Origin of the sequence: Vibrio sp. 10N.222.49.C9, from assembly GCF_041474985.1 — a bacterium.
GTDB lineage: Bacteria > Pseudomonadota > Gammaproteobacteria > Enterobacterales > Vibrionaceae > Vibrio > Vibrio crassostreae_C.
On the sequence record NZ_JBFRVD010000003.1, the window covers coordinates 191600 to 209124 of the forward strand.

The following is a 17525-nucleotide window of genomic DNA, read 5'->3' on the forward strand; positions in this document are numbered from 1 at the left end:
TTACCAAGCTGGCTTTAGGAAACTTTTACAGTCTCCAATTAGGTGTCGCAATGTGCGTTTTTGAGGTGACATGACCAAAGAACGGAAACTGTAGGCAATAGCCTGTCTATTCTGTTGTAAACCTCGATAATAGTCAGCATAACCTTCCAGTATTCTCGCCTTTGCGATTTTGAAGCTAGAAGTGGGTAGATTCCATCGTTGACTGTCATTTTGGTAATGTTGAAGAATAGTCTCTATAGACTGCAAATTTCTCAATTTAAGACTTTCAGTTTGGGTAACAGAGCTCGCTCTCATCAAGTAGCCAACCTGCACCGAGTTCAACACACCGATCTGATGGTTTTCACTCATTCGAAGCCACAGTTCCCAATCTTCCCCATACTTGATGTCAGCATTGAAACTGTCTGTTTGAGAAAACACATCCGCTTTCACCATGACCGTTGATGTTCCAATCACGTTATTTTCTATGATGAACTCCAACGGGTTCTCGATATTGATGAACAGCTCATCTTGATCTTGAAACTGCGACCAGTAACTAAAGCAGTCGACTATTACTTGGTAATCTTCAGTAAGATGCTCGTAGTTAGTAAAGCTCATCGCGAGATCAGGGTAACGTTGATGAAATTCGAGTTGGCGCTCAATTTTTTCAGGAAACCAGAAATCGTCTGCGTCTAAAAAAGCGATGTATTCACCGGTCGCCTTTTCAATCCCTAGGTTTCTCGCTTGAGGCGCACCAACACCCAATGTGGACAACGTAATAATGCGTTCATCGTCTATAGAAGCAAGATACGTCGACGTTCCATCGTTACTGTTATCGTCAATGACAATCAGCTCAACATCTTGATGAGTCTGCTTTAGTACACTGCCAATCGCTTTCGGCAGGTAATCCAAACAATTGTAGGTAGGAATAACAACACTTACTTTAGCCATAATGACGCCCTCAGATTTATACGTTATATGGCTGACGTTGCATGTTCTATGCCGAGAGTGTCTTGCTATGAAATCACATCTAGATCAGCCACCTACGCGTCCATTCTCAAAATGACGACCAAACACAGATGTTCAAAAAAACTGCAACTCCAATTTGATTATCAATTTGAGAAAACGAGCTACCTCTTAAGGGGTAACCTTCGAAAAGCAATCAGAAAGCCCTCCAAAGCTACGATTCGATCTTGGTTCGTATCTTGCTTTATTGGTTATTACCTTGGCTTGATAGCTTTAGTCATATGGATTTGAGGAGTAAGGAATGAAGAAAGTAGCATTTGTGGCGCCAACCTACCCAGTACTCAGTGAGACCTTCATTCAAACAGAAGTCGACTCTGTGAAAGCGTGTGGGCACGATGTTTGTGTAATGACGTTCAAAATTGAAAACAGTGAAAAACAGTTCGACTACGACATTGTCGAAATAGGTAAAAATGTTCGGAAGGGTAAAGTCGCCAGCATTAACTGGATAGGTTTCATCAAGGCTGTCTCATTTATTTCTAAGCAAACCAGCATGCCGAAAAAGTCACTGTTCGCTTATGGGTTTAAATTAGCGCTGCAACTCGCGGAAAACGACGTCGAACACGTACATGCGCATTTCTGTCAGCACACCACAGCTCACGCCATCGTCGCGGCAAAGCTGCTGAATATCACCTGTTCGTTCGTTGCTCATGGTCATGATGTTTACGAGTTCGCTTATGACATTGAACATAAAATCTCATCGAGTGATTTTGTGGTTGCAGTGTGTAAAGACATGCTTGCTGACTTCAATACCATGGCGAAAGGAAACATTAAACTCTTGCATTGCGGAGTTAATACCAAACAATTCCAACTCAACCCAAAAATCGAAACGAAGCAACTTCGCTTTGTTTTCCTTGGCCGATTAGTGGAGCAAAAAGGTATCCACCATCTTATTGATGCATTGGCGCCGATTGCCGAACCTCTCGACATTCATCTCGATATCGTCGGTACTGGCGATTTAGAGCAACAATTAAAATTGCAGGTCAAAGAAAATGGGCTCACTCGAAACGTGACCTTTCTTGGCGCTAAGCCTCATGAATGGGTGAAAGAGAAACTATCGAATTATGACAGCCTAATCGCGCCCTTCTGTTTTTCCGAAACCGGATGTGTGGATACAGGGCCTCTGGTTTTAAAAGAAGCGATGGCTGTGGGAACGCCAGTCATTACCACCAACATCATGGGATGCAAAGAGATCGTCTCACCAGAGACAGGTTTTGTGGTTAGCGAAAAAAACGTGGAAGAATTAAGAGAAGCGATTGAGCGTTTCGCGCAGCTGAGCAGTAACGATAAAACATCGATGAGTTTAAAGGCACGTGAGAGAGTGAAAGACAGTTTTAATTCGATCAAACAAGCTCAGCAATTATCTCGTTGGATAGAGAACCCTGCTCAATAAGGATGAACTCAGGCAGTAAGCATCGCAAGGGCTGCTGCGTCTCACAAGAACGACTATGCACCATAAAAAAACGGAGCACCACAAAAAAACGGAGCACCACAAAAACAAAAGAGCGCTACATTGATTTGAAATGTAACGCTCGTCTAGCACTGCCTAATGATGGCGACTTATGCTTTCAGTGACTTTCAGTAGCTTTTCATTAAGAAGCCTAACTAGCCTGCTCGCAGTGCCAAAATAGACTCAATATCTTCGATGTCACGATATTGAGCGAGTTGTTGCTCTTTCGATGAAATAGCCACAATCGACATTCTATCGGCCAATTCGTTACCTTCAATACCAACGTGTCCGTTCACATGGTAGATGGTAATTTTTGAAGCCAGCTCTTGGTAGAGCGCATACGCCAGCTTAATAATATCGAGGTTTTTGATCTCGCCGCCCGACTTAGTCCAGCCCTTTTTCTCCCAACCCGTTGCCCACTTAGTAATACAATCTATCGAGTACTTAGAGTCACAATAGATCGCTACAGACAGACCCGCGTTTAGCTTCTCTTTTGCGAGCAAAAACGCCTGTTTAAGGCCATGCAACTCAGCGGTATTATTGGTACCAACAGGTTGATACAAGCCATACCACAATTCGGTTAATTGGTTGTTTTGGTATACCGCTAACCCCGTCCCTGCTTCACCAGGGTTTGGTTCACACGCACCATCGGTAAAGATCTTGATATCAAAAGGCATATCTGTGATTTGCTGCTCCGAAAGAGGCGGCACCTTAGCTTTCGTCGACTTACCCGCAGAGCTTGGCTTTGTCGCAGTAGAACCTGACGCAGACGACGTTTTACCACCGAAAGCAGACTCAGCCTCGTCTAGTGTTGGAAACGATTTATATCTCGCACCAGCGAAACCATCGACTTGGGATTTACACTCGTTCCAAGTGGTAAAAATACCCGGTGTGCGACCTTTCCAAACCACATAATATTTCTTAGCCAAACTAACTCCTTACCAAAACCTAAACACACAAACAGTGAATCAGTACATTAGATGCCACCACGCTATACGTTGCAAGGTCTATCACTCTAAAACAGGTCTAAAAAAGCTGCGTTCATAACTCACGATGCAATCAACTTCGTCTGCAAATTCAAACGCTTTAATACACTCAGCATCGTTCAACGATTTAATCCGATACTCTTCATAGGCAGCCAAACTTTCAAAGGTAAACAGCGCCAAGGCAATATTGTTCGCCCCTTCCGACGGTAAGAAATAACCATTGTGTTGGCCCCCGAATTTAGCGACCAGAGGAATCCACATTTTTGCGTATGCCTCAAACTCATTTACCTTTTTAGGATCAATCACATATCGAACATAACAAGTAATCATATTTATACAGCCCTTAAATAATAGGAGAAACACAAAGCCTAAGTTGACATTGAAGTTGAAGCTCACGAGAAAAGGTAATCAACCGCGACAAGGTTATAGAACAAAAACACCGCCATGCTAACGCCGATCGTTAGTAGCACATTGCCTGTTTTCCAAATCAATAAGCCAGTCACCACCGCGCCTATCAAGTATGGGTTTTCAAGGCTTGGCCAAAATGTTTGTTCAGGAGCAAATACAATTGGCCCCCAAATCGCAGTCAGCACCGCTGGGCTTGAATAGCGCAATAGGCGCCTTGCGGTTTGATTGAGTCGAAGCGGGATTGCAGGCTCAAGAAACAGATACCGACTAAAGAAAACAATCGCAGTCATGAGGAATATCGTTAACCAAATCATCTCTATTTCCCCTCCACGATTGTCTTGTTACCGTTGTTTCGCTCTTGGAACGATTCACTCAAAAAGCCCGCTAGCATACCTGCAATCGCTGCAATCATTAGTCCGCCCTCAATATTGTTAACCGACATGGCAACCGAAGTGACCAGTGAAACCACCACACACACAACGACGGGTAGAGTTCGGATTAATGGGAACACCAAAGCGATAAAGGTTGCTGCGACCGCGAAGTCGAGCCCAATCTCATTAAGCGAAGGAATTTGGCTTCCCGCGACAATGCCGACAAAGCTCGCAATATTCCAAACGAGATAAAAACCGCCGCCTACACCCGCAGCATACCAGCGATTAAATTCCTTCTGAGACTGCCCACTACAAATCGCGAACAGCTCATCGGTGAGCCAAAATCCGAGTAATAGACGCCAACGCGCAGGAAGATGGCTGATTTTGTCACGCATCGATACGCTATACAGAAAGTGTCTTGAGGTGATGAACAGTGTGGTCAACAACATAGTGCCTAAACCAATACCCGCTTTGAACATACCCGCAGCGACAAGTTGCGCTGAGCCAGCAAACAAAATAGCCGACATCGCTTGCGCTTGAAGTTGATTCAATCCGGCATCTATCGCATATGAACCGGCTAGAATTCCCCAAGGGATTACTGCAATGCTCAAGGGCATTCCCGCTAAAACGCCTTTCCATAACTGTGTTCGTCTATCCATTGTTTCGCTATCCATATCATTCTTTTCTCTCTTCACATTTGCTATTCAATGTAAGAAGAGTGGAGTCGGTTCGATTGTACAAACTTGCTCGATTTCGCGAACGAATTAAGGTGTCCGATTTAGAGCATTTTGATGTATTGCCCCGGCGTGTAGCCATTGGCCTTTTTGAAGTGTCGATGAAAATGGCTTTGGTCATGAAAGCCACACTCTTGCGCGGTATCTGAAATGGTATGTCCTTGTTTCAATAACTTGCGCGAAAGCCTTAACCTAGATTGGATTTGATACGCATGTGGCGGAAGACCAAACTCTTTTTGAAAAGAACGCACTAAGTGAAACGGGCTCAATGCCGCTAACTTAGATAGCTCTTCTAGGGACACATCGGCTTGTGGAAAGTCATCTAAGAACTCTTTAACCAAGACAAGCTGGCGCTGAGTTTTCCCATCGAGTTGAGGGTTAAGCGGCGATTTTCCATGTCGGCTAATCAGCTTAACCAACATCCCGTACATCAAGGTCTCTCTTAACAGGCGATTGTCGGATTCATCAATCGTGTTGAAGACCAGCCTCAATTGATTAGCGAGTTCAGGATCTTCAACAACCGCTCTTGGGAAGTAAGGCGCGCCGTAATTGGGTAGGTTAAGCTCTTGAGTAATCTTGGCAAGTTGCTCTGGGAGTGGATACATGGCTCGATACGCCCAACCGCCTTCAGTAGCGGAGTGACCGCTATGAACTTCGTCGGCATTGACCAATATAATCGCATTTTGTGGTGCAATATGATGTCCGCCCGTTCGATAGAAACGCTGAGCGCCCTGCTCGATGACTCCCAGCGTGTAGCCCTCGTGACTATGGCGCGAGAAGTTCTGCTTTTCGTATTCAGCATTAAGAATTTCAAGGCCGCCGAGCTCTTCGGTTATCTTATATTCGGCCTTTTCTTTAGAGCGTTTCTTGTTCTCCATAACAATTCCCAAGCCTGTTGATTATCGAGCGACTTATCAGTCTACTCTATAGTCTCTTTCAGCTTTTGTACAAAATTGCGCTTTTGTTTGTTAATACCGTTTTTGTCGTTGGCTTAATAACGCTCTCTAACTGGGAGGAAAGTCTTGGTCTATAAATAGTTGGCGAAAAATTGACAATAATTTAATTCTACATGCCAATACTGTCTTCAAATCATCGGCAACAGACCTGATACAACATGAAAAATACGCTAATCCTTTTCTTTTTCCTGAGCCTTACAGGGTGCACTCATAACCAATCAAAAGCACTGAGCATGAACTCCTCGTCGGTCAATACGTACCCACAATCCATGTCGAACCTACAACTGTGCGACACCTTGTATTACGGGCGCTCAAGTAACCAGACACTCGCAGCAATTGGCAGTGAATTCAATCGAAGAGGATTATCCAAGAGTTGGTGTGACACCGAAACCAACAAACTTTATCTAACAAAGACAATCGATTGGGTTGCTGACCAAGTAGAAGACAAAGAAGATTCAGACGAAGAAGCATCGGCAGTAGTGTTGCCAGCGAATTAGAACGGGTTAGCAATGTTGTTTGCTTATTAGCCGAGCTACCTAGTCAGGACTAGCCGAACTTACTTTATTGTTCAGGCACATCATTGATATGTTGTGACACACGAACTAGCTTACTGGTTTTAAAACCCATGCTCTGCGCCCGTTCAATCAGCGAGTCTAAGTCTTGTTTGGTGAACTCTGCAGTGCGATACAAGATCTGTAAGGTATTTTTGGTAGGACCCACCAACAAAGCCTGAGTGTAATCTTCATTCAAGAAAATTACCTTTCTCTGCTTCTCATAAGGGCTATTCGCTTCGACTGAAAACCACGCTTCGGTTTGAGAGCCCTTAAATGTTGCGGCTTGTTCTTTGGTCTTCCACTCATTCTTTTTCGCGTTGTAGCCTCGAGTTGTCAGCTTAAGATTACCGTCAGATTCAAATAAAAAGCTAAACGACAAAGAACCGAGCTTTGATTGCAATGGATGCGGGATAAAACAAGCGGAATACCATGTACCAGCGAAGCGTTCGGCATCAAAGTCAGAGGCGGGGATTTTAGACGTAGGTTTACTGCCACGAAACGTAAACAACAGCTTAATCATTAGCATCGCTAATATTTTGTATGTCATGTCACTTACTCTTTATTCGATTGTTATTAGACCCACACCTTCGATCGCATAATCAGTCGACGAATTGGTCTGTTTTTACAAGCTTAGCCAACAAGGTCTGTAACTGCTTGGATTCGTCTTCACTCAACGCACTCTGAAACTGCTCGCTGATACTATCGACCATAGGCTCACAATATTCGGCAAGCTTCTTGCCCTCTTCCGTTAAAGAAAGAAGTTTTACCTTTTTGTTCGTTTCACTCTTGCTGGCCTCAATAAGGTTCAGCTTAATCGCGTTATCAACCAAACGCTTGGTCACAGAGCGATTTCGAAGCAAGTAATTGGTTAACTCTTGCTGAGTGATTTTGCCATGCTTATCTAACACTCGAAGCGCACCAAACATCTCTAGAGAAATGCCCGAAGTGGTGCCCATCTCAGCGGTGACTTGAGCTCGAAACTGTTTGTAAGCAAAGCCCATTAAGAACATAGGATTGCTGTCGAGTGCATCAATTCCGGTGATGGATAATGCTGGTTGATTTTCCATATATAATTCCTTGGCAGACCACTAATAATACCAACACGATGGACATTAACTCTGCACGAAAGTAGGTATCTTGCAAACCAAGATCGGTTGCTGAAACATAGAGTTGCAATGGTAGCATAGTTCCTAACATCGCTTCAGTATGCATACCTCGCACGCCACCACGACTGCCGCTGATCCAAATTGCTATCATGGTCACCAAGCTTGTTAGTCCAATGATATACACCCAATTATAGGAGTGTTGCCCCGCTAACAAGGTTACGAAGACCAACGCCAATGCACAACCACCAACGTGGGCTTGTAAACAGTTTTTCACCACCATTTGATAGTTCATGCGTTCACTTTGCGCAGCCGCAATAATCACAGGCATCATACAGAACGTCGCGGCAATCAAATCGACCATCATCAAAAATGCTAAACCAACTCCAAGCATGACCACATATATCACTCGCTGCTGGTACGTCACAGGAACACTTTGCATTGGCAGCGGCGACATCGCTTTGGGCGGCTTTAAGAACAGCATCACAAATCTCACCACAACCATGGTCGTCACCATGCTCACTGCTATATCGCGAACCCAGTCCGTCATCGGCATTGGGCCATGTTGTGCAAACACAATCACCAAAAACCAATTGAGCAATGGGATGTAGATTTTCCCAAGTTTGGCAGGCGTGTCGGCCCACCTTCTTGCTAAATCAAATACCCATAAACTGATCCCCCAAACCACTGCCGGGTGTGAGGCAAATAACTGATCGACAAGCAGAGCCACACAAGCGACACCCAAGATAGGGAGAAACGCTTTGAGCATACCTCTCACTGAGTAGTCGTTAATCTTGGTCGCCGCCATTACCGGATAAAGAGCGAGGTACGCCGCAACACCTAGCTGTAGCCAAAGTTGAGCCAACATACCCAAAGACACGATAGCGCTGATCCAAGCTACTTCAGACCAGTTAATCGGGCCTCGAACTTCGTTATTCATAATCTGCCTCTTAGGTCGTAAATCGTTATTTCGTCAGTGGGTAGTCAGTTAGTCGATGATTGAAGAGCACAGTTAAACTAGGTAACGAATGCGAGCTAGCACTTCCATCCATGCACTTCCGATCACATCCCAAAACGTCGCTTCAGGCACCACCATCACGCTCACTTTAGAGCCTGAGAACAATGAGTGATCAAGTGACGGCAACGTTACTTGTGTACGCACTTTTTGTTGGTCTCGAATCCAGCGATCATCATTCACGACTTTCGCGAGGCCGCTGTTGTCGCTGCTCGCATCATAGATAGCCAGTTCACGACCTTGAATATTTCCCTCAAACACCTCACCAGGCATTGCATCAAACACCAAACGAACGGTTGTTCCCGCAGTCAGATTTGCACTGCCCTTTTCGTTGAAGTCTGCGTTAATCCAAGCATGCTGGCGATCAACCAAAAACAAAACGGGGCTGCCAGCGCCAACATAGGTTCCTGAGTTAAGGTTGAGATTGCTGATTACGCCATCAACAGGCGCGACGATTGTCGTTTTGTCCAAATCCAATTGCGCCAGTTCAACGCGAGTTCGAGCAACAGCCAAAGCACCGTTGTCGCTGCTTTTCTCAAGCTCAGCTTTTATCTGCTCAATATCGGCTTGCGCAGCTTCGACGGCTTGCTGTCTTACAATCGTGTCCGATCGGCTATCGTCTAGCGTTTCTTGGCTAACAAGTTTTCTCGAAATCAATTGCTGGTTACGCTTCAATTTTCTCTCGGCATTCAGAGCTTCGTGTTGGCGCTGACGTAACGTCGCTTCCGCGCCATGCAAGTGCTGCTTGTTTGCTTCATAGCTTTGCTCTGCTTCAACCAAAGCCGCTTCAGCCTGAGTTAACGCCAATTCAAAACGAGTTGGATCTAAGCGAACTAGCAGTTCCCCTTTTTTTACATCCTGACCATTCTTAACAGCCAACTCCACCACTGGCGCCGACACTTCTGCAGCAATACGGCTGGTTGGAATGTGCAATTGAGCTTGAGTTGTGAACGGCGCAAGGTTGTCACTTGCCACCAAGAAAAGAGCAAACAAGGCACTGGTGCCAAGTGTTAGATAGAGCATCCATTGATACGCTTTATTAGCCATAATGTTTCACCTACAACAAAATAATGCGCTCATTGTATTGATTTTTGTTTCAGATGCAACATAAATCAAAGGTGAGTATCTTAAAGATCTTGCGAGAAGTACAGCAAGCTACTGTTTATGAAAGATATAAATAGAAATTTAGATAAGAAAAAGTCGTGTAGTTAGTTTGGGAAGCAAGAGTTCCAGAAGTTATCTAATGCCTTTGCTCACAATGATATGCATTAACATTGATATTATTTAACATTTGATTAACCAACTTATCCATTAAAACTATAAGGAAATAAAAATGAAGTGGATATTTGTTGTATTCGTCAGTGTTTTCTCAGTATTTACTTACGCAAAAGATTGGAAGCAAATCCGATTTACGGTGGAAGGAGCATACCCACCATTCAGCTGGACAACGCAAGATGGTGAATTAGAGGGGTTTGAAGTCGATTTAGCCAACGCCTTGTGTGTCGAATTAGAAGTAAAATGTATCATCTCAAAAACTGACTGGGACGGGATTATCCCTTCGCTTTTAAGCCGTAAAAACGATGCAATTATAGCGGCTATGACAATTACCGAAGAACGTGAAAAGAAAGTTAACTTCACGATGCCTTACGCTAAAGTTCCCACTCGTTTTGTCATGGAAAAAGGGCGTGAAATCAATATGGATGACGGCAGCTTAAATGAACTAACAATTGGCGTTCAGCGCGCTACCATTGGTGACAAATACCTTTCCGAGATCTACCCAAATGTAGATATCAAGCGTTATGGATCATTCGACGAAGCCTTTACCGATTTACTCAACGGGCGCCTAGATAGCGTGTTTGGTGGTTCTATGGGACTCAATACGGGCTTTCTTGAAACGGAGCAAGGTAAGGACTACCACTTTACGGGTCCTAAATTTACAGAAGAAAAATGGTTCGGGCGTGGTATTGGTGTCGCGGTACGAAAACAAGATAATGAACTCAAAGATCTTATTGATGACGGTATCCAGCGCTTGATCGACAATGGTCAGCATCAAAAAATCGCAAGTAAGTATTTTTCATACAGCATTTACGAATAGTTTGGTATGCAGTGTGGACTAAACTAATTGCGAACTGTGTTCACTTTAGAAAGCATCAGATAGCAAAAAGCCGCTCATAAAGAGCGGCTTTTTTAAGGTGATGCTTGCAGGAAGTTAGTTTGCAAACATCATAAGGTGATGCTTGCAACATAAGTCTTCATAACGAGAACCAACTATCAATAAGTTAAAATACTATTTGCAACATAAGTTCGCATAACATTGCATCAAAAGTCTGCAAATTTGAACAACGACTAAAATTCAACGTAGTAAAATTACCACACTCCAACTAATCCTATAGAAAGATATAGTGGGCATGCGTGTAACAAGTTTTTGGACCGCAACCAATTAGGCATTCACGCCAACGTCAACTAAGTAAATTTCAACAGCCAGACAGAGATGTGCAGATGGACACGGCAAAGACAGAAACCTACCTTATAATACCGTCGAGCTCACAACCGTTTCTTCCGACCTTACCATCGAGGAGTATCCGTATACTTTTGTGGTGTTATGATGATAGAGGAATCTAAGCAAAGCTATTATTAATAACAACTTGCAATACGCGTAATAATTTGAAGTAAATAACTACGCAAAACCAAAGGCTATCCTATTTTACCTCCAATCTACTACTCACGACTCGGCGAGATAGAAATGGCAAAAACCGCTAATACAAAGCAATAATTCATTCACTATACAACACCATGATGGCGCTATTAAACAGTTCCGATATCCAAACCGGAGTGTACTGAAACTATCAGTACAGCACGGAATAATTTTACCCAACGGTGTAAGTATTGACTAACTCATAATTTTATAATGAACCTATTGCATAATTCATTAATTAATGCAATGTTAGACGATAGTTCAATATAGGAGAATTATTAAGTGTATCAGCGACTTAAAGAGCGTCATAGACGGGAACGAGAATCCTACCCACAATCCCTTTCATTACGCGTCCATCGAGCTTTGAGCTGGCTTAATAAAGCGGAGCAATGTGAAGATTATGACTCTCAGTTTATATTCCTTTGGATAGCTTTCAACGCAGCTTACGCTCAGAGCTTTGACTCTAGGCCTGATTTTAGTGAACGCGGTCTATATCAAGAGTTTGTGGCAAAAATAGAGCGCTTAGATACATCGAAGAAGTTATCTGAAATCGTCTGGTCTCAATATTCTACGTCTATCAGGCTGATCTTAAACAATGAGTTTATTTTACAAGCTTTTTGGAAATTTCAGTCTGGACAAATCACTGAAGAGCAATGGAAGCAAGAACAGTGGAATGCCAAAGCCGCAGCAAATAGTGCACTGGCGAGTGGAGATACAACTACGGTTTTGAGTATCGTTTTTTCAAGGCTCTACACTCTGAGAAACCAAATACTTCACGGCGGTGCTACATACAACAGTCAAGCAAATCGTGAGCAACTGCGTGATTGCACCTCATTGTTATCCAATATAGTACCCACCATCATTGAACTTATGATGGATGGTAACAAAGAGTTATGGGGTGACGCGGTATATCCGTTAGTACAAGCATAGGCAGAAAAATAGCTCAGTATCTTGCTCAAATAATAGTGTGAAAAAGATCACAGCAATGAAATGAATGAGGAAAAGTGAATACGCAGGCTTCCCAAGAGACACAACCTGTCCACACCTCGCTGTATATTTCACACTATCAATCAAACTCTAGGTATAACGTCAATTTATGAAGAGCCATATCCTTGCCAATCGTTTAGCCGACATAACTGCGAGGGCATACGCTGGGCAGTCCTTATGTATCAAGGATTTGGCTGAACAATATCAGGTAAGCACGAAAACAATACGCAGAGACTTTGACCGCTTATGCGCCATACTCGAACGTTGCCCAGAAACTGGACACTACCACCTGTCGATATCAGCTAGGAGCCAGTACAACGAACAAGATCTTGTTCGTTTGATTGATGATCTTGGGTTAAAAAAAGCGCTTCCTCTCAAAGCCGCTCAATTTCTTCGAAGATTTGTCAATGACTTGAATAATGATTGCTATCACTTTCAGGAGCAACCTCTTGAAGCAGACTTTATTTCGTCGCTTCATAGCTCCTTTGAGGCTGCAATTAAAAATCGACGAAACGTTAGCTTCTTATACAAAGATAAATCACGGACAGTTTCGCCATACCTCATGGTTTACAGCCATGGTAGTTGGTATTTAGCGGCAATATCAGAAGGAGTAGTGAAAACTTTTTCACTTGCACGCATCAAGTTCATTTGTGTTCAAAAAGAACATTTTGAGTATGACACGTCAGTCGTCGAAAAAATTAAAGAGCAAGACACTATTTGGTTTGGACATTCTACCTTTAACGTCACCTTAGAAGTGTCTCGTGAAATTGCCTTTTATTTCGAACGTAAAGCCCTACTTCCTAGTCAAAAAATCATAGAAAAAAAGCCTGATGGTTCTCTTGTTATTGCAACTTCAGTATGGAGTTACAACCAAGTGGCCCCAGTTATTCAGTATTGGATACCTAATATCCGAGTTATATCTCCTTGTGAGCTCAATACCTACATACGAAAAAATTTAACGTCTTGGATAGACCAAACAAACAACGAAACGGAAAGCGCAGTATCATGAAGAACAAAACAAAAAACATACTCGTAGCCGCCTCCATGAGTGCAGGGAAAACTTCGCTTATTAATGCTCTTCTCGGGAAAGAGTTGTTACCAACAGGCAATGAAGCAACAACCACCAAAGTCGCACGCATAACCGTAGGTACTAAAACAAAGCCAAGCGCAAAAGCTTATTCCCACACGGGAGCCGTCTTTGAATCAACCCAAAATCCTTGTGACGAACAAATAAAAATATGGAACAGTTCTGATCAAATCAGCGCTTTTGAAGTAGTCATTCCACATTCAGGAAACAAGCTGCACTCAATGTTAGCGGGGCACACATTGATTGACACTCCCGGCGCCAACAACAGCAGGGACAAGAGACACAAAAAGCAGTTTATTAACGCGATAAAAGCTTACCCGAAAAGTCCGATTCTTTACGTTCTTAATGCGACCCAACTAGGCACAACCGATGACGCTGAGATCATTCGCACGATTCGAGAAACCAACCCAAAACAACCCGTCATTTTTGCACTGAATAAAGTGGATTCTTTAGACGAAGAAAAGGGAGAGACCGCCAAGCACTATGTCTCTTTAGCACAAAAATATTTAGAAGGCCTTGGTTACAAAAAACCTAAGATCATACCACTCATGGCACAGCCTGCTTTGATAGCAAAAAAATCGCTCAATCTCGTCCAGCTAAGGCGTACAGAGCGAAATATTCTCGCGGCTGAATTGGCACGTTTTCGAGAAAAACCTTTTCACTTTAACAGTGCTGCTTCGGCACCATTTGCACTAAAAAAGAACGTTCGAAAAAGGCTGGCGAGAGCCTCAAAGCAGTCAGAACCCACGTTCGGTCAAGGCGAGTTGAACGCCTTCATTGATTACACCGGTTTGAGCTTGGTGAATGCTCTCATTATTAACGTAGCCTAGACCTGCTTGTTTAAAACATTTTATCTTATATAAAAACGAGACTTTACTATGAATAACATTGCTATAACGCATAACCCGTTTTTAGTAGAAACTGAATTTCTCATTAATGGTCACTCGCCATCTGAAAGCTCGAATATCACGGCATATAGCTCCAAGAGATTGCAGCTTTGGGTAGAGCAGATTTTTGATGACTTGCAGGCACTTTTTAACGGCAGCAAAGACTTCTTTATTGAGTTCACAGGCGTCGAATCCGACTTTAATGACATTGAAGAAGCAAAGCGAAAAGCTACACAAAATGGAATGAACATTGAGTTAGCGTTCAATCCTATTGCGCCAGCAGAAGAGCGCCTTGAAAAAATCAAAGCCCTAATGACACGTGTCAGCGAAGAGTCGCCAAAGTTTGCCGACTACCTAGCGAATAGCGATTTAAAAGCCAAGCAAGACTTCGAAGACGCATTGAACAATGATTTTGACGCGTATGTGGTCGCCACCATGTCTTCAGGCAAATCCACCTTTATTAACGCGGTGCTAGGACAAGACTTGCTGCCTGCAGCGAACGAAGCAACCACCGCGACCATTGCCCACATTTTCGACGACAAAACCCAAGGCGACGCTTTTTACGGCGAACGTTTCGACAGCAATGGCAATCTCATTGAGCACAATGACGCCGTTGACTTGGCAACAATGAAGGCGTGGAACGCTGACAGTGAAACCAAAACCATCACGTTGAACGGCAATATCCGCGCTATCAAAGAAAACAACAATGTCCGTCTCGTGCTGACCGACACCCCAGGGCCGAATAACAGTCAAGATCCTGAACACCAGCGCACGACATTAGGTTTTATCCAGGATTCGAAGCGTAATCCACTCATTATCTATGTGTTGAATGCGACACAGTTGGGCACTAACGACGATGCTCAGTTGCTAAGACTTGTTGCTGACACAATGAGCAAAGGCGGTAAACAAAGTAAGGACCGCTTCCTGTTTGTGGTGAACAAGATGGACATGTTCGACCCCGAACGCGATGAGAACATTGAAGAAGCGCTAAATCGCGTGAAAAGCTACCTCGAAGAGAACGGCATTCACGATCCTAACCTCTTCCCTGTTTCCGCACGTATGGCCTACCTGCTGCGTAAGCAAGGTGAATTAACTCGTGCAGAGCGTAACGACAAAACAAACATTGCCGACCTGTTGCTGGAAGAGCCAAGCATGGCGTTCCCGCAATATATGTCAGTCAGCACCTCTGTCATGTCTGCGATGCAGGAAAAGACGCAACATGATGAAGCTTTACAAGACCAATCCATGTGGCGCGCTCTGCTCAACAGTGGCTTACCGGGTGTTGAAGCAGTTATCGATGAGTACATCAATAAATACAGCTTCCCAATGCGATTAAACCGCGCGCATTTGGCCATGACTGCGGCTATCGAGTGTGGAATGCAAGAAGCAGAGTTAATCAAACAATTAGAGATTGATGAGCAAACGCTTTCGATACTTCAGTCAGAAATTCAAAGCCTAAAGGCGCGTCGTAATCAGGGCTTCAATACACAGGCCTACAAAGAGCAACTCAAACAAGAAGGCCGCGACCTGCCAATGGACGTGCACAATGCTCTGAATGATTTAGAAATAGACATCCTCACACGTATTGGGGAGTTGGGCGACTTGTTTATCGGTGATGTCTGTAGCAGAGAGGCTGAGTCCAAAATCGATGTTGCGTCTAAAGACATTAAGTTTCTGTTTAATCGCAGTATTAATGAGTACGAGAAGGCATTCCTGAGCTCACAAGAAATTATTAAACAGGAGTTGCATCAAGAGTATCAAAATCATGTAGCGCAACTGTTTCCTGAGAGTCGCACATTGGAGTTGCCCGTATTTCAGTCACTGAAGAAATCTATAAGCTCTTTCTCTCTCAATATTGAATTGAAGAGTGATGAAGTGCAAACCAAAAAAGTGGTGGTTGATTCATACGAAAGAAGTACTTCGACTTGGTATAAACCTTGGACTTGGGGAGATACTGAGACAGTTAAAGTATATGGCGATAAAGAATATGTTGATCTTCCAGAACTTTGGAAGGAGCGGATTATCGCAATCCGCAATCAGTTTGTTTCCTTAAAGGGCGACGCTGTTCAACGTATTAGAGAAGACAAGGACAAGCTGATTGATAACTACCTTGCCTTCTTGGAAGGCGAATTTAGCACCAAGTTTGCAGCCATTCTCGCCGATCTAGAACAAAAAGTTGAGAACCAAACTCAGCGCGAAAACGCCATTGCTCAAGCAAAAACTGATATCGACGAGATTCGCGCTATCAAGCAAGAGCTGGAAGCCATCTTACTGTTTTAACTCGTTACTGACCCACTGAGAACATCAGTGGGTTTTTAGAGGCCAAATACCATGACAGCATCCACGGAGCTTGTTGCGCCAAATCTAACAGCCGCAGAGTTTAAAGCAAAAATCATCGACTTTATAAAAAGCAGGGATTTTAAAGCGGAGTTGCTCCGCCAAATATTGCCAGCTCTGCCGAATGACAAACGCGAGCTTTTGGAAAAATACCGAACCAATACCAACACGGATCCAATTAGTGAAGACAGTTATAAGTGGGAACGTGAGGGGGGAACCTATTTCGCCTTGCAACTCCATATGGCAGAAGAAAATTTCTGTTTAGAACGATTAGAGCACCTTATTAAGGTGAAAAGTCACTTAACGGAACGAGGTATTGCTGGTTTTTCCCGTCCTGCCTTCAGTTTGACAACAACCCACGAAGAAGTAAAAAGTACAAAGGAAAATACAATGAGCGCTGATTTTTTATCTGTCGATTTAACAGGATTTACCCCATCCCGCTCACTAAGCAACAGCGTGAATAGTGGTGACCTTTCCTCTGTTCGCATTTCATTATTTATGGAAATGAATGATAAGCGCCTATCAACGGCAGTTATTACCCAAGCCATAGCTTGGACACTCTCTAAATATCCAACCCTTTTTGTTGTTTATGAAGAAAACGCATATTCCCAGCAGATGGTACAAGATAAGGTGAAGTGGGACAGTCACTACTACCACGCACAAGAGCTTTATGCGACATCCAATTTCTCATTGGAACGCATTCGCCATATGGTCTCAGTGCGTGAACATGTGTTTAAAATTGCGCAAGATGACGCTCGCTCTGCAACATTGCCAAAAATACAACCACAAGTTACGACGACAAAAACCACACCACGTCAACTGCATCAATCAACAGGAAGTATTCAAGTAACTAGGGCTAAACCTGAGAACAACGTTCTGAAATCCTTGCTGTTGATTGGTGGGGTTGTAGCAGCTATCGCCCTAGTCATTCTAGCTGTCATTGTTTAGTGGGGCTC

At 43.6% G+C, this 17525-nt stretch carries 18 protein-coding genes; 8 read left to right on the forward strand and 10 right to left on the reverse strand.

Annotated features, from left to right (window positions below):
• The gene (locus AB4585_RS01445; protein ID WP_017062218.1) at positions 1 to 927 is read right to left on the reverse strand and encodes a glycosyltransferase; all 927 of its coding nucleotides are present in this window, start codon (positions 925 to 927) and stop codon (positions 1 to 3) included.
• A 316-nt stretch (positions 928 to 1243) separates the two neighbouring features.
• On the opposite strand from AB4585_RS01445, the gene AB4585_RS01450 reads away from it, so the two are divergent.
• Complete coding sequence (locus AB4585_RS01450; RefSeq protein WP_372083966.1) at positions 1244 to 2392, forward strand: glycosyltransferase family 4 protein; 1149 nt, start codon at positions 1244 to 1246, stop codon at positions 2390 to 2392.
• Between the two features lie 212 nt (positions 2393 to 2604).
• On the opposite strand, the gene AB4585_RS01455 is transcribed toward AB4585_RS01450, so the two are convergent.
• From AB4585_RS01455 to AB4585_RS01475, 5 genes are all read right to left on the reverse strand, one after another.
• On the reverse strand, positions 2605 to 3378 hold the full coding sequence (locus tag AB4585_RS01455; RefSeq protein WP_137001297.1) for a viroplasmin family protein: 774 nt from the start codon (positions 3376 to 3378) through the stop codon (positions 2605 to 2607).
• Positions 3379 to 3459: 81 nt separating this feature from the next.
• Positions 3460 to 3765 (reverse strand): NIPSNAP family protein, encoded by a 306-nt coding sequence (locus AB4585_RS01460; RefSeq protein ID WP_017070270.1) that lies wholly within the window; start codon positions 3763 to 3765, stop codon positions 3460 to 3462.
• A gap of 62 nt (positions 3766 to 3827) precedes the next feature.
• Positions 3828 to 4157: an AzlD domain-containing protein gene (locus AB4585_RS01465; RefSeq protein ID WP_029235401.1), complete on the reverse strand. Its 330-nt coding sequence runs from the start codon at positions 4155 to 4157 to the stop codon at positions 3828 to 3830.
• Positions 4158 to 4159: 2 nt separating this feature from the next.
• On the reverse strand, positions 4160 to 4888 hold the full coding sequence (locus AB4585_RS01470) for an AzlC family ABC transporter permease (RefSeq protein ID WP_029235402.1): 729 nt from the start codon (positions 4886 to 4888) through the stop codon (positions 4160 to 4162).
• A 104-nt stretch (positions 4889 to 4992) separates the two neighbouring features.
• On the reverse strand, positions 4993 to 5826 hold the full coding sequence (locus AB4585_RS01475) for an AraC family transcriptional regulator (protein WP_048614742.1): 834 nt from the start codon (positions 5824 to 5826) through the stop codon (positions 4993 to 4995).
• A gap of 236 nt (positions 5827 to 6062) precedes the next feature.
• Between AB4585_RS01475 and AB4585_RS01480 the strand changes: the two genes are divergently transcribed.
• The gene (locus tag AB4585_RS01480) at positions 6063 to 6401 is read left to right on the forward strand and encodes a hypothetical protein (RefSeq protein ID WP_050650325.1); all 339 of its coding nucleotides are present in this window, start codon (positions 6063 to 6065) and stop codon (positions 6399 to 6401) included.
• Between the two features lie 64 nt (positions 6402 to 6465).
• Here the strand turns inward: AB4585_RS01480 and AB4585_RS01485 are convergent, their stop codons facing one another.
• The 4 genes from AB4585_RS01485 to AB4585_RS01500 all read right to left on the reverse strand — a co-directional run bounded on the left by AB4585_RS01485 (position 6466) and on the right by AB4585_RS01500 (position 9623).
• A complete protein-coding gene (locus tag AB4585_RS01485; RefSeq protein ID WP_017062226.1) occupies positions 6466 to 7005 on the reverse strand; it encodes a lipocalin family protein in 540 nt (179 codons plus the stop codon).
• A 52-nt stretch (positions 7006 to 7057) separates the two neighbouring features.
• Complete coding sequence (locus AB4585_RS01490; RefSeq protein ID WP_017062227.1) at positions 7058 to 7525, reverse strand: MarR family winged helix-turn-helix transcriptional regulator; 468 nt, start codon at positions 7523 to 7525, stop codon at positions 7058 to 7060.
• Entirely contained in the window at positions 7488 to 8501 is a 1014-nt protein-coding gene (locus AB4585_RS01495) for a DUF2955 domain-containing protein (protein WP_017070267.1), read from the reverse strand. Before AB4585_RS01495 ends, AB4585_RS01490 begins: the two co-directional genes overlap by 38 nt.
• A gap of 72 nt (positions 8502 to 8573) precedes the next feature.
• Positions 8574 to 9623, reverse strand: coding sequence for an HlyD family secretion protein (locus tag AB4585_RS01500; RefSeq protein ID WP_017062229.1), 1050 nt, complete (start codon positions 9621 to 9623; stop codon positions 8574 to 8576).
• Between the two features lie 286 nt (positions 9624 to 9909).
• Between AB4585_RS01500 and AB4585_RS01505 the strand changes: the two genes are divergently transcribed.
• The 6 genes from AB4585_RS01505 to AB4585_RS01530 all read left to right on the forward strand — a co-directional run bounded on the left by AB4585_RS01505 (position 9910) and on the right by AB4585_RS01530 (position 17517).
• Complete coding sequence (locus tag AB4585_RS01505) at positions 9910 to 10671, forward strand: transporter substrate-binding domain-containing protein (protein WP_017070266.1); 762 nt, start codon at positions 9910 to 9912, stop codon at positions 10669 to 10671.
• Positions 10672 to 11553: 882 nt separating this feature from the next.
• A complete protein-coding gene (locus tag AB4585_RS01510; RefSeq protein ID WP_048668995.1) occupies positions 11554 to 12201 on the forward strand; it encodes a HEPN domain-containing protein in 648 nt (215 codons plus the stop codon).
• Positions 12202 to 12367: 166 nt separating this feature from the next.
• Positions 12368 to 13267 (forward strand): helix-turn-helix transcriptional regulator, encoded by a 900-nt coding sequence (locus AB4585_RS01515; protein ID WP_372132930.1) that lies wholly within the window; start codon positions 12368 to 12370, stop codon positions 13265 to 13267.
• On the forward strand, positions 13264 to 14175 hold the full coding sequence (locus AB4585_RS01520) for a dynamin family protein (protein ID WP_372169267.1): 912 nt from the start codon (positions 13264 to 13266) through the stop codon (positions 14173 to 14175). The genes AB4585_RS01515 and AB4585_RS01520 overlap by 4 nt, the downstream gene beginning before the upstream one ends.
• A gap of 48 nt (positions 14176 to 14223) precedes the next feature.
• Entirely contained in the window at positions 14224 to 16512 is a 2289-nt protein-coding gene (locus AB4585_RS01525) for a dynamin family protein (RefSeq protein ID WP_372169268.1), read from the forward strand.
• A 51-nt stretch (positions 16513 to 16563) separates the two neighbouring features.
• Positions 16564 to 17517 (forward strand): hypothetical protein, encoded by a 954-nt coding sequence (locus AB4585_RS01530; protein WP_372132939.1) that lies wholly within the window; start codon positions 16564 to 16566, stop codon positions 17515 to 17517.
• Positions 17518 to 17525: the final 8 nt, after the last annotated feature.

Bases quoted from the DNA above. Each gene is read 5' to 3' on its own strand.
- AB4585_RS01485 (WP_017062226.1), bottom strand. From the start codon at position 7,005: ATGACATACAAAATATTAGCGATGCTAATGATTAAGCTGTTGTTTACG.
- AB4585_RS01500 (WP_017062229.1), bottom strand. From the start codon at position 9,623: ATGGCTAATAAAGCGTATCAATGGATGCTCTATCTAACACTTGGCACC.
- AB4585_RS01475 (WP_048614742.1), bottom strand. From the start codon at position 5,826: ATGGAGAACAAGAAACGCTCTAAAGAAAAGGCCGAATATAAGATAACC.
- AB4585_RS01530 (WP_372132939.1), top strand. From the start codon at position 16,564: ATGACAGCATCCACGGAGCTTGTTGCGCCAAATCTAACAGCCGCAGAG.
- AB4585_RS01525 (WP_372169268.1), top strand. From the start codon at position 14,224: ATGAATAACATTGCTATAACGCATAACCCGTTTTTAGTAGAAACTGAA.
- AB4585_RS01505 (WP_017070266.1), top strand. From the start codon at position 9,910: ATGAAGTGGATATTTGTTGTATTCGTCAGTGTTTTCTCAGTATTTACT.
- AB4585_RS01495 (WP_017070267.1), bottom strand. From the start codon at position 8,501: ATGAATAACGAAGTTCGAGGCCCGATTAACTGGTCTGAAGTAGCTTGG.
- AB4585_RS01480 (WP_050650325.1), top strand. From the start codon at position 6,063: ATGAAAAATACGCTAATCCTTTTCTTTTTCCTGAGCCTTACAGGGTGC.
- AB4585_RS01520 (WP_372169267.1), top strand. From the start codon at position 13,264: ATGAAGAACAAAACAAAAAACATACTCGTAGCCGCCTCCATGAGTGCA.
- AB4585_RS01445 (WP_017062218.1), bottom strand. From the start codon at position 927: ATGGCTAAAGTAAGTGTTGTTATTCCTACCTACAATTGTTTGGATTAC.
- AB4585_RS01470 (WP_029235402.1), bottom strand. From the start codon at position 4,888: ATGGATAGCGAAACAATGGATAGACGAACACAGTTATGGAAAGGCGTT.
- AB4585_RS01460 (WP_017070270.1), bottom strand. From the start codon at position 3,765: ATGATTACTTGTTATGTTCGATATGTGATTGATCCTAAAAAGGTAAAT.
- AB4585_RS01515 (WP_372132930.1), top strand. From the start codon at position 12,368: ATGAAGAGCCATATCCTTGCCAATCGTTTAGCCGACATAACTGCGAGG.
- AB4585_RS01490 (WP_017062227.1), bottom strand. From the start codon at position 7,525: ATGGAAAATCAACCAGCATTATCCATCACCGGAATTGATGCACTCGAC.
- AB4585_RS01450 (WP_372083966.1), top strand. From the start codon at position 1,244: ATGAAGAAAGTAGCATTTGTGGCGCCAACCTACCCAGTACTCAGTGAG.
- AB4585_RS01465 (WP_029235401.1), bottom strand. From the start codon at position 4,157: ATGATTTGGTTAACGATATTCCTCATGACTGCGATTGTTTTCTTTAGT.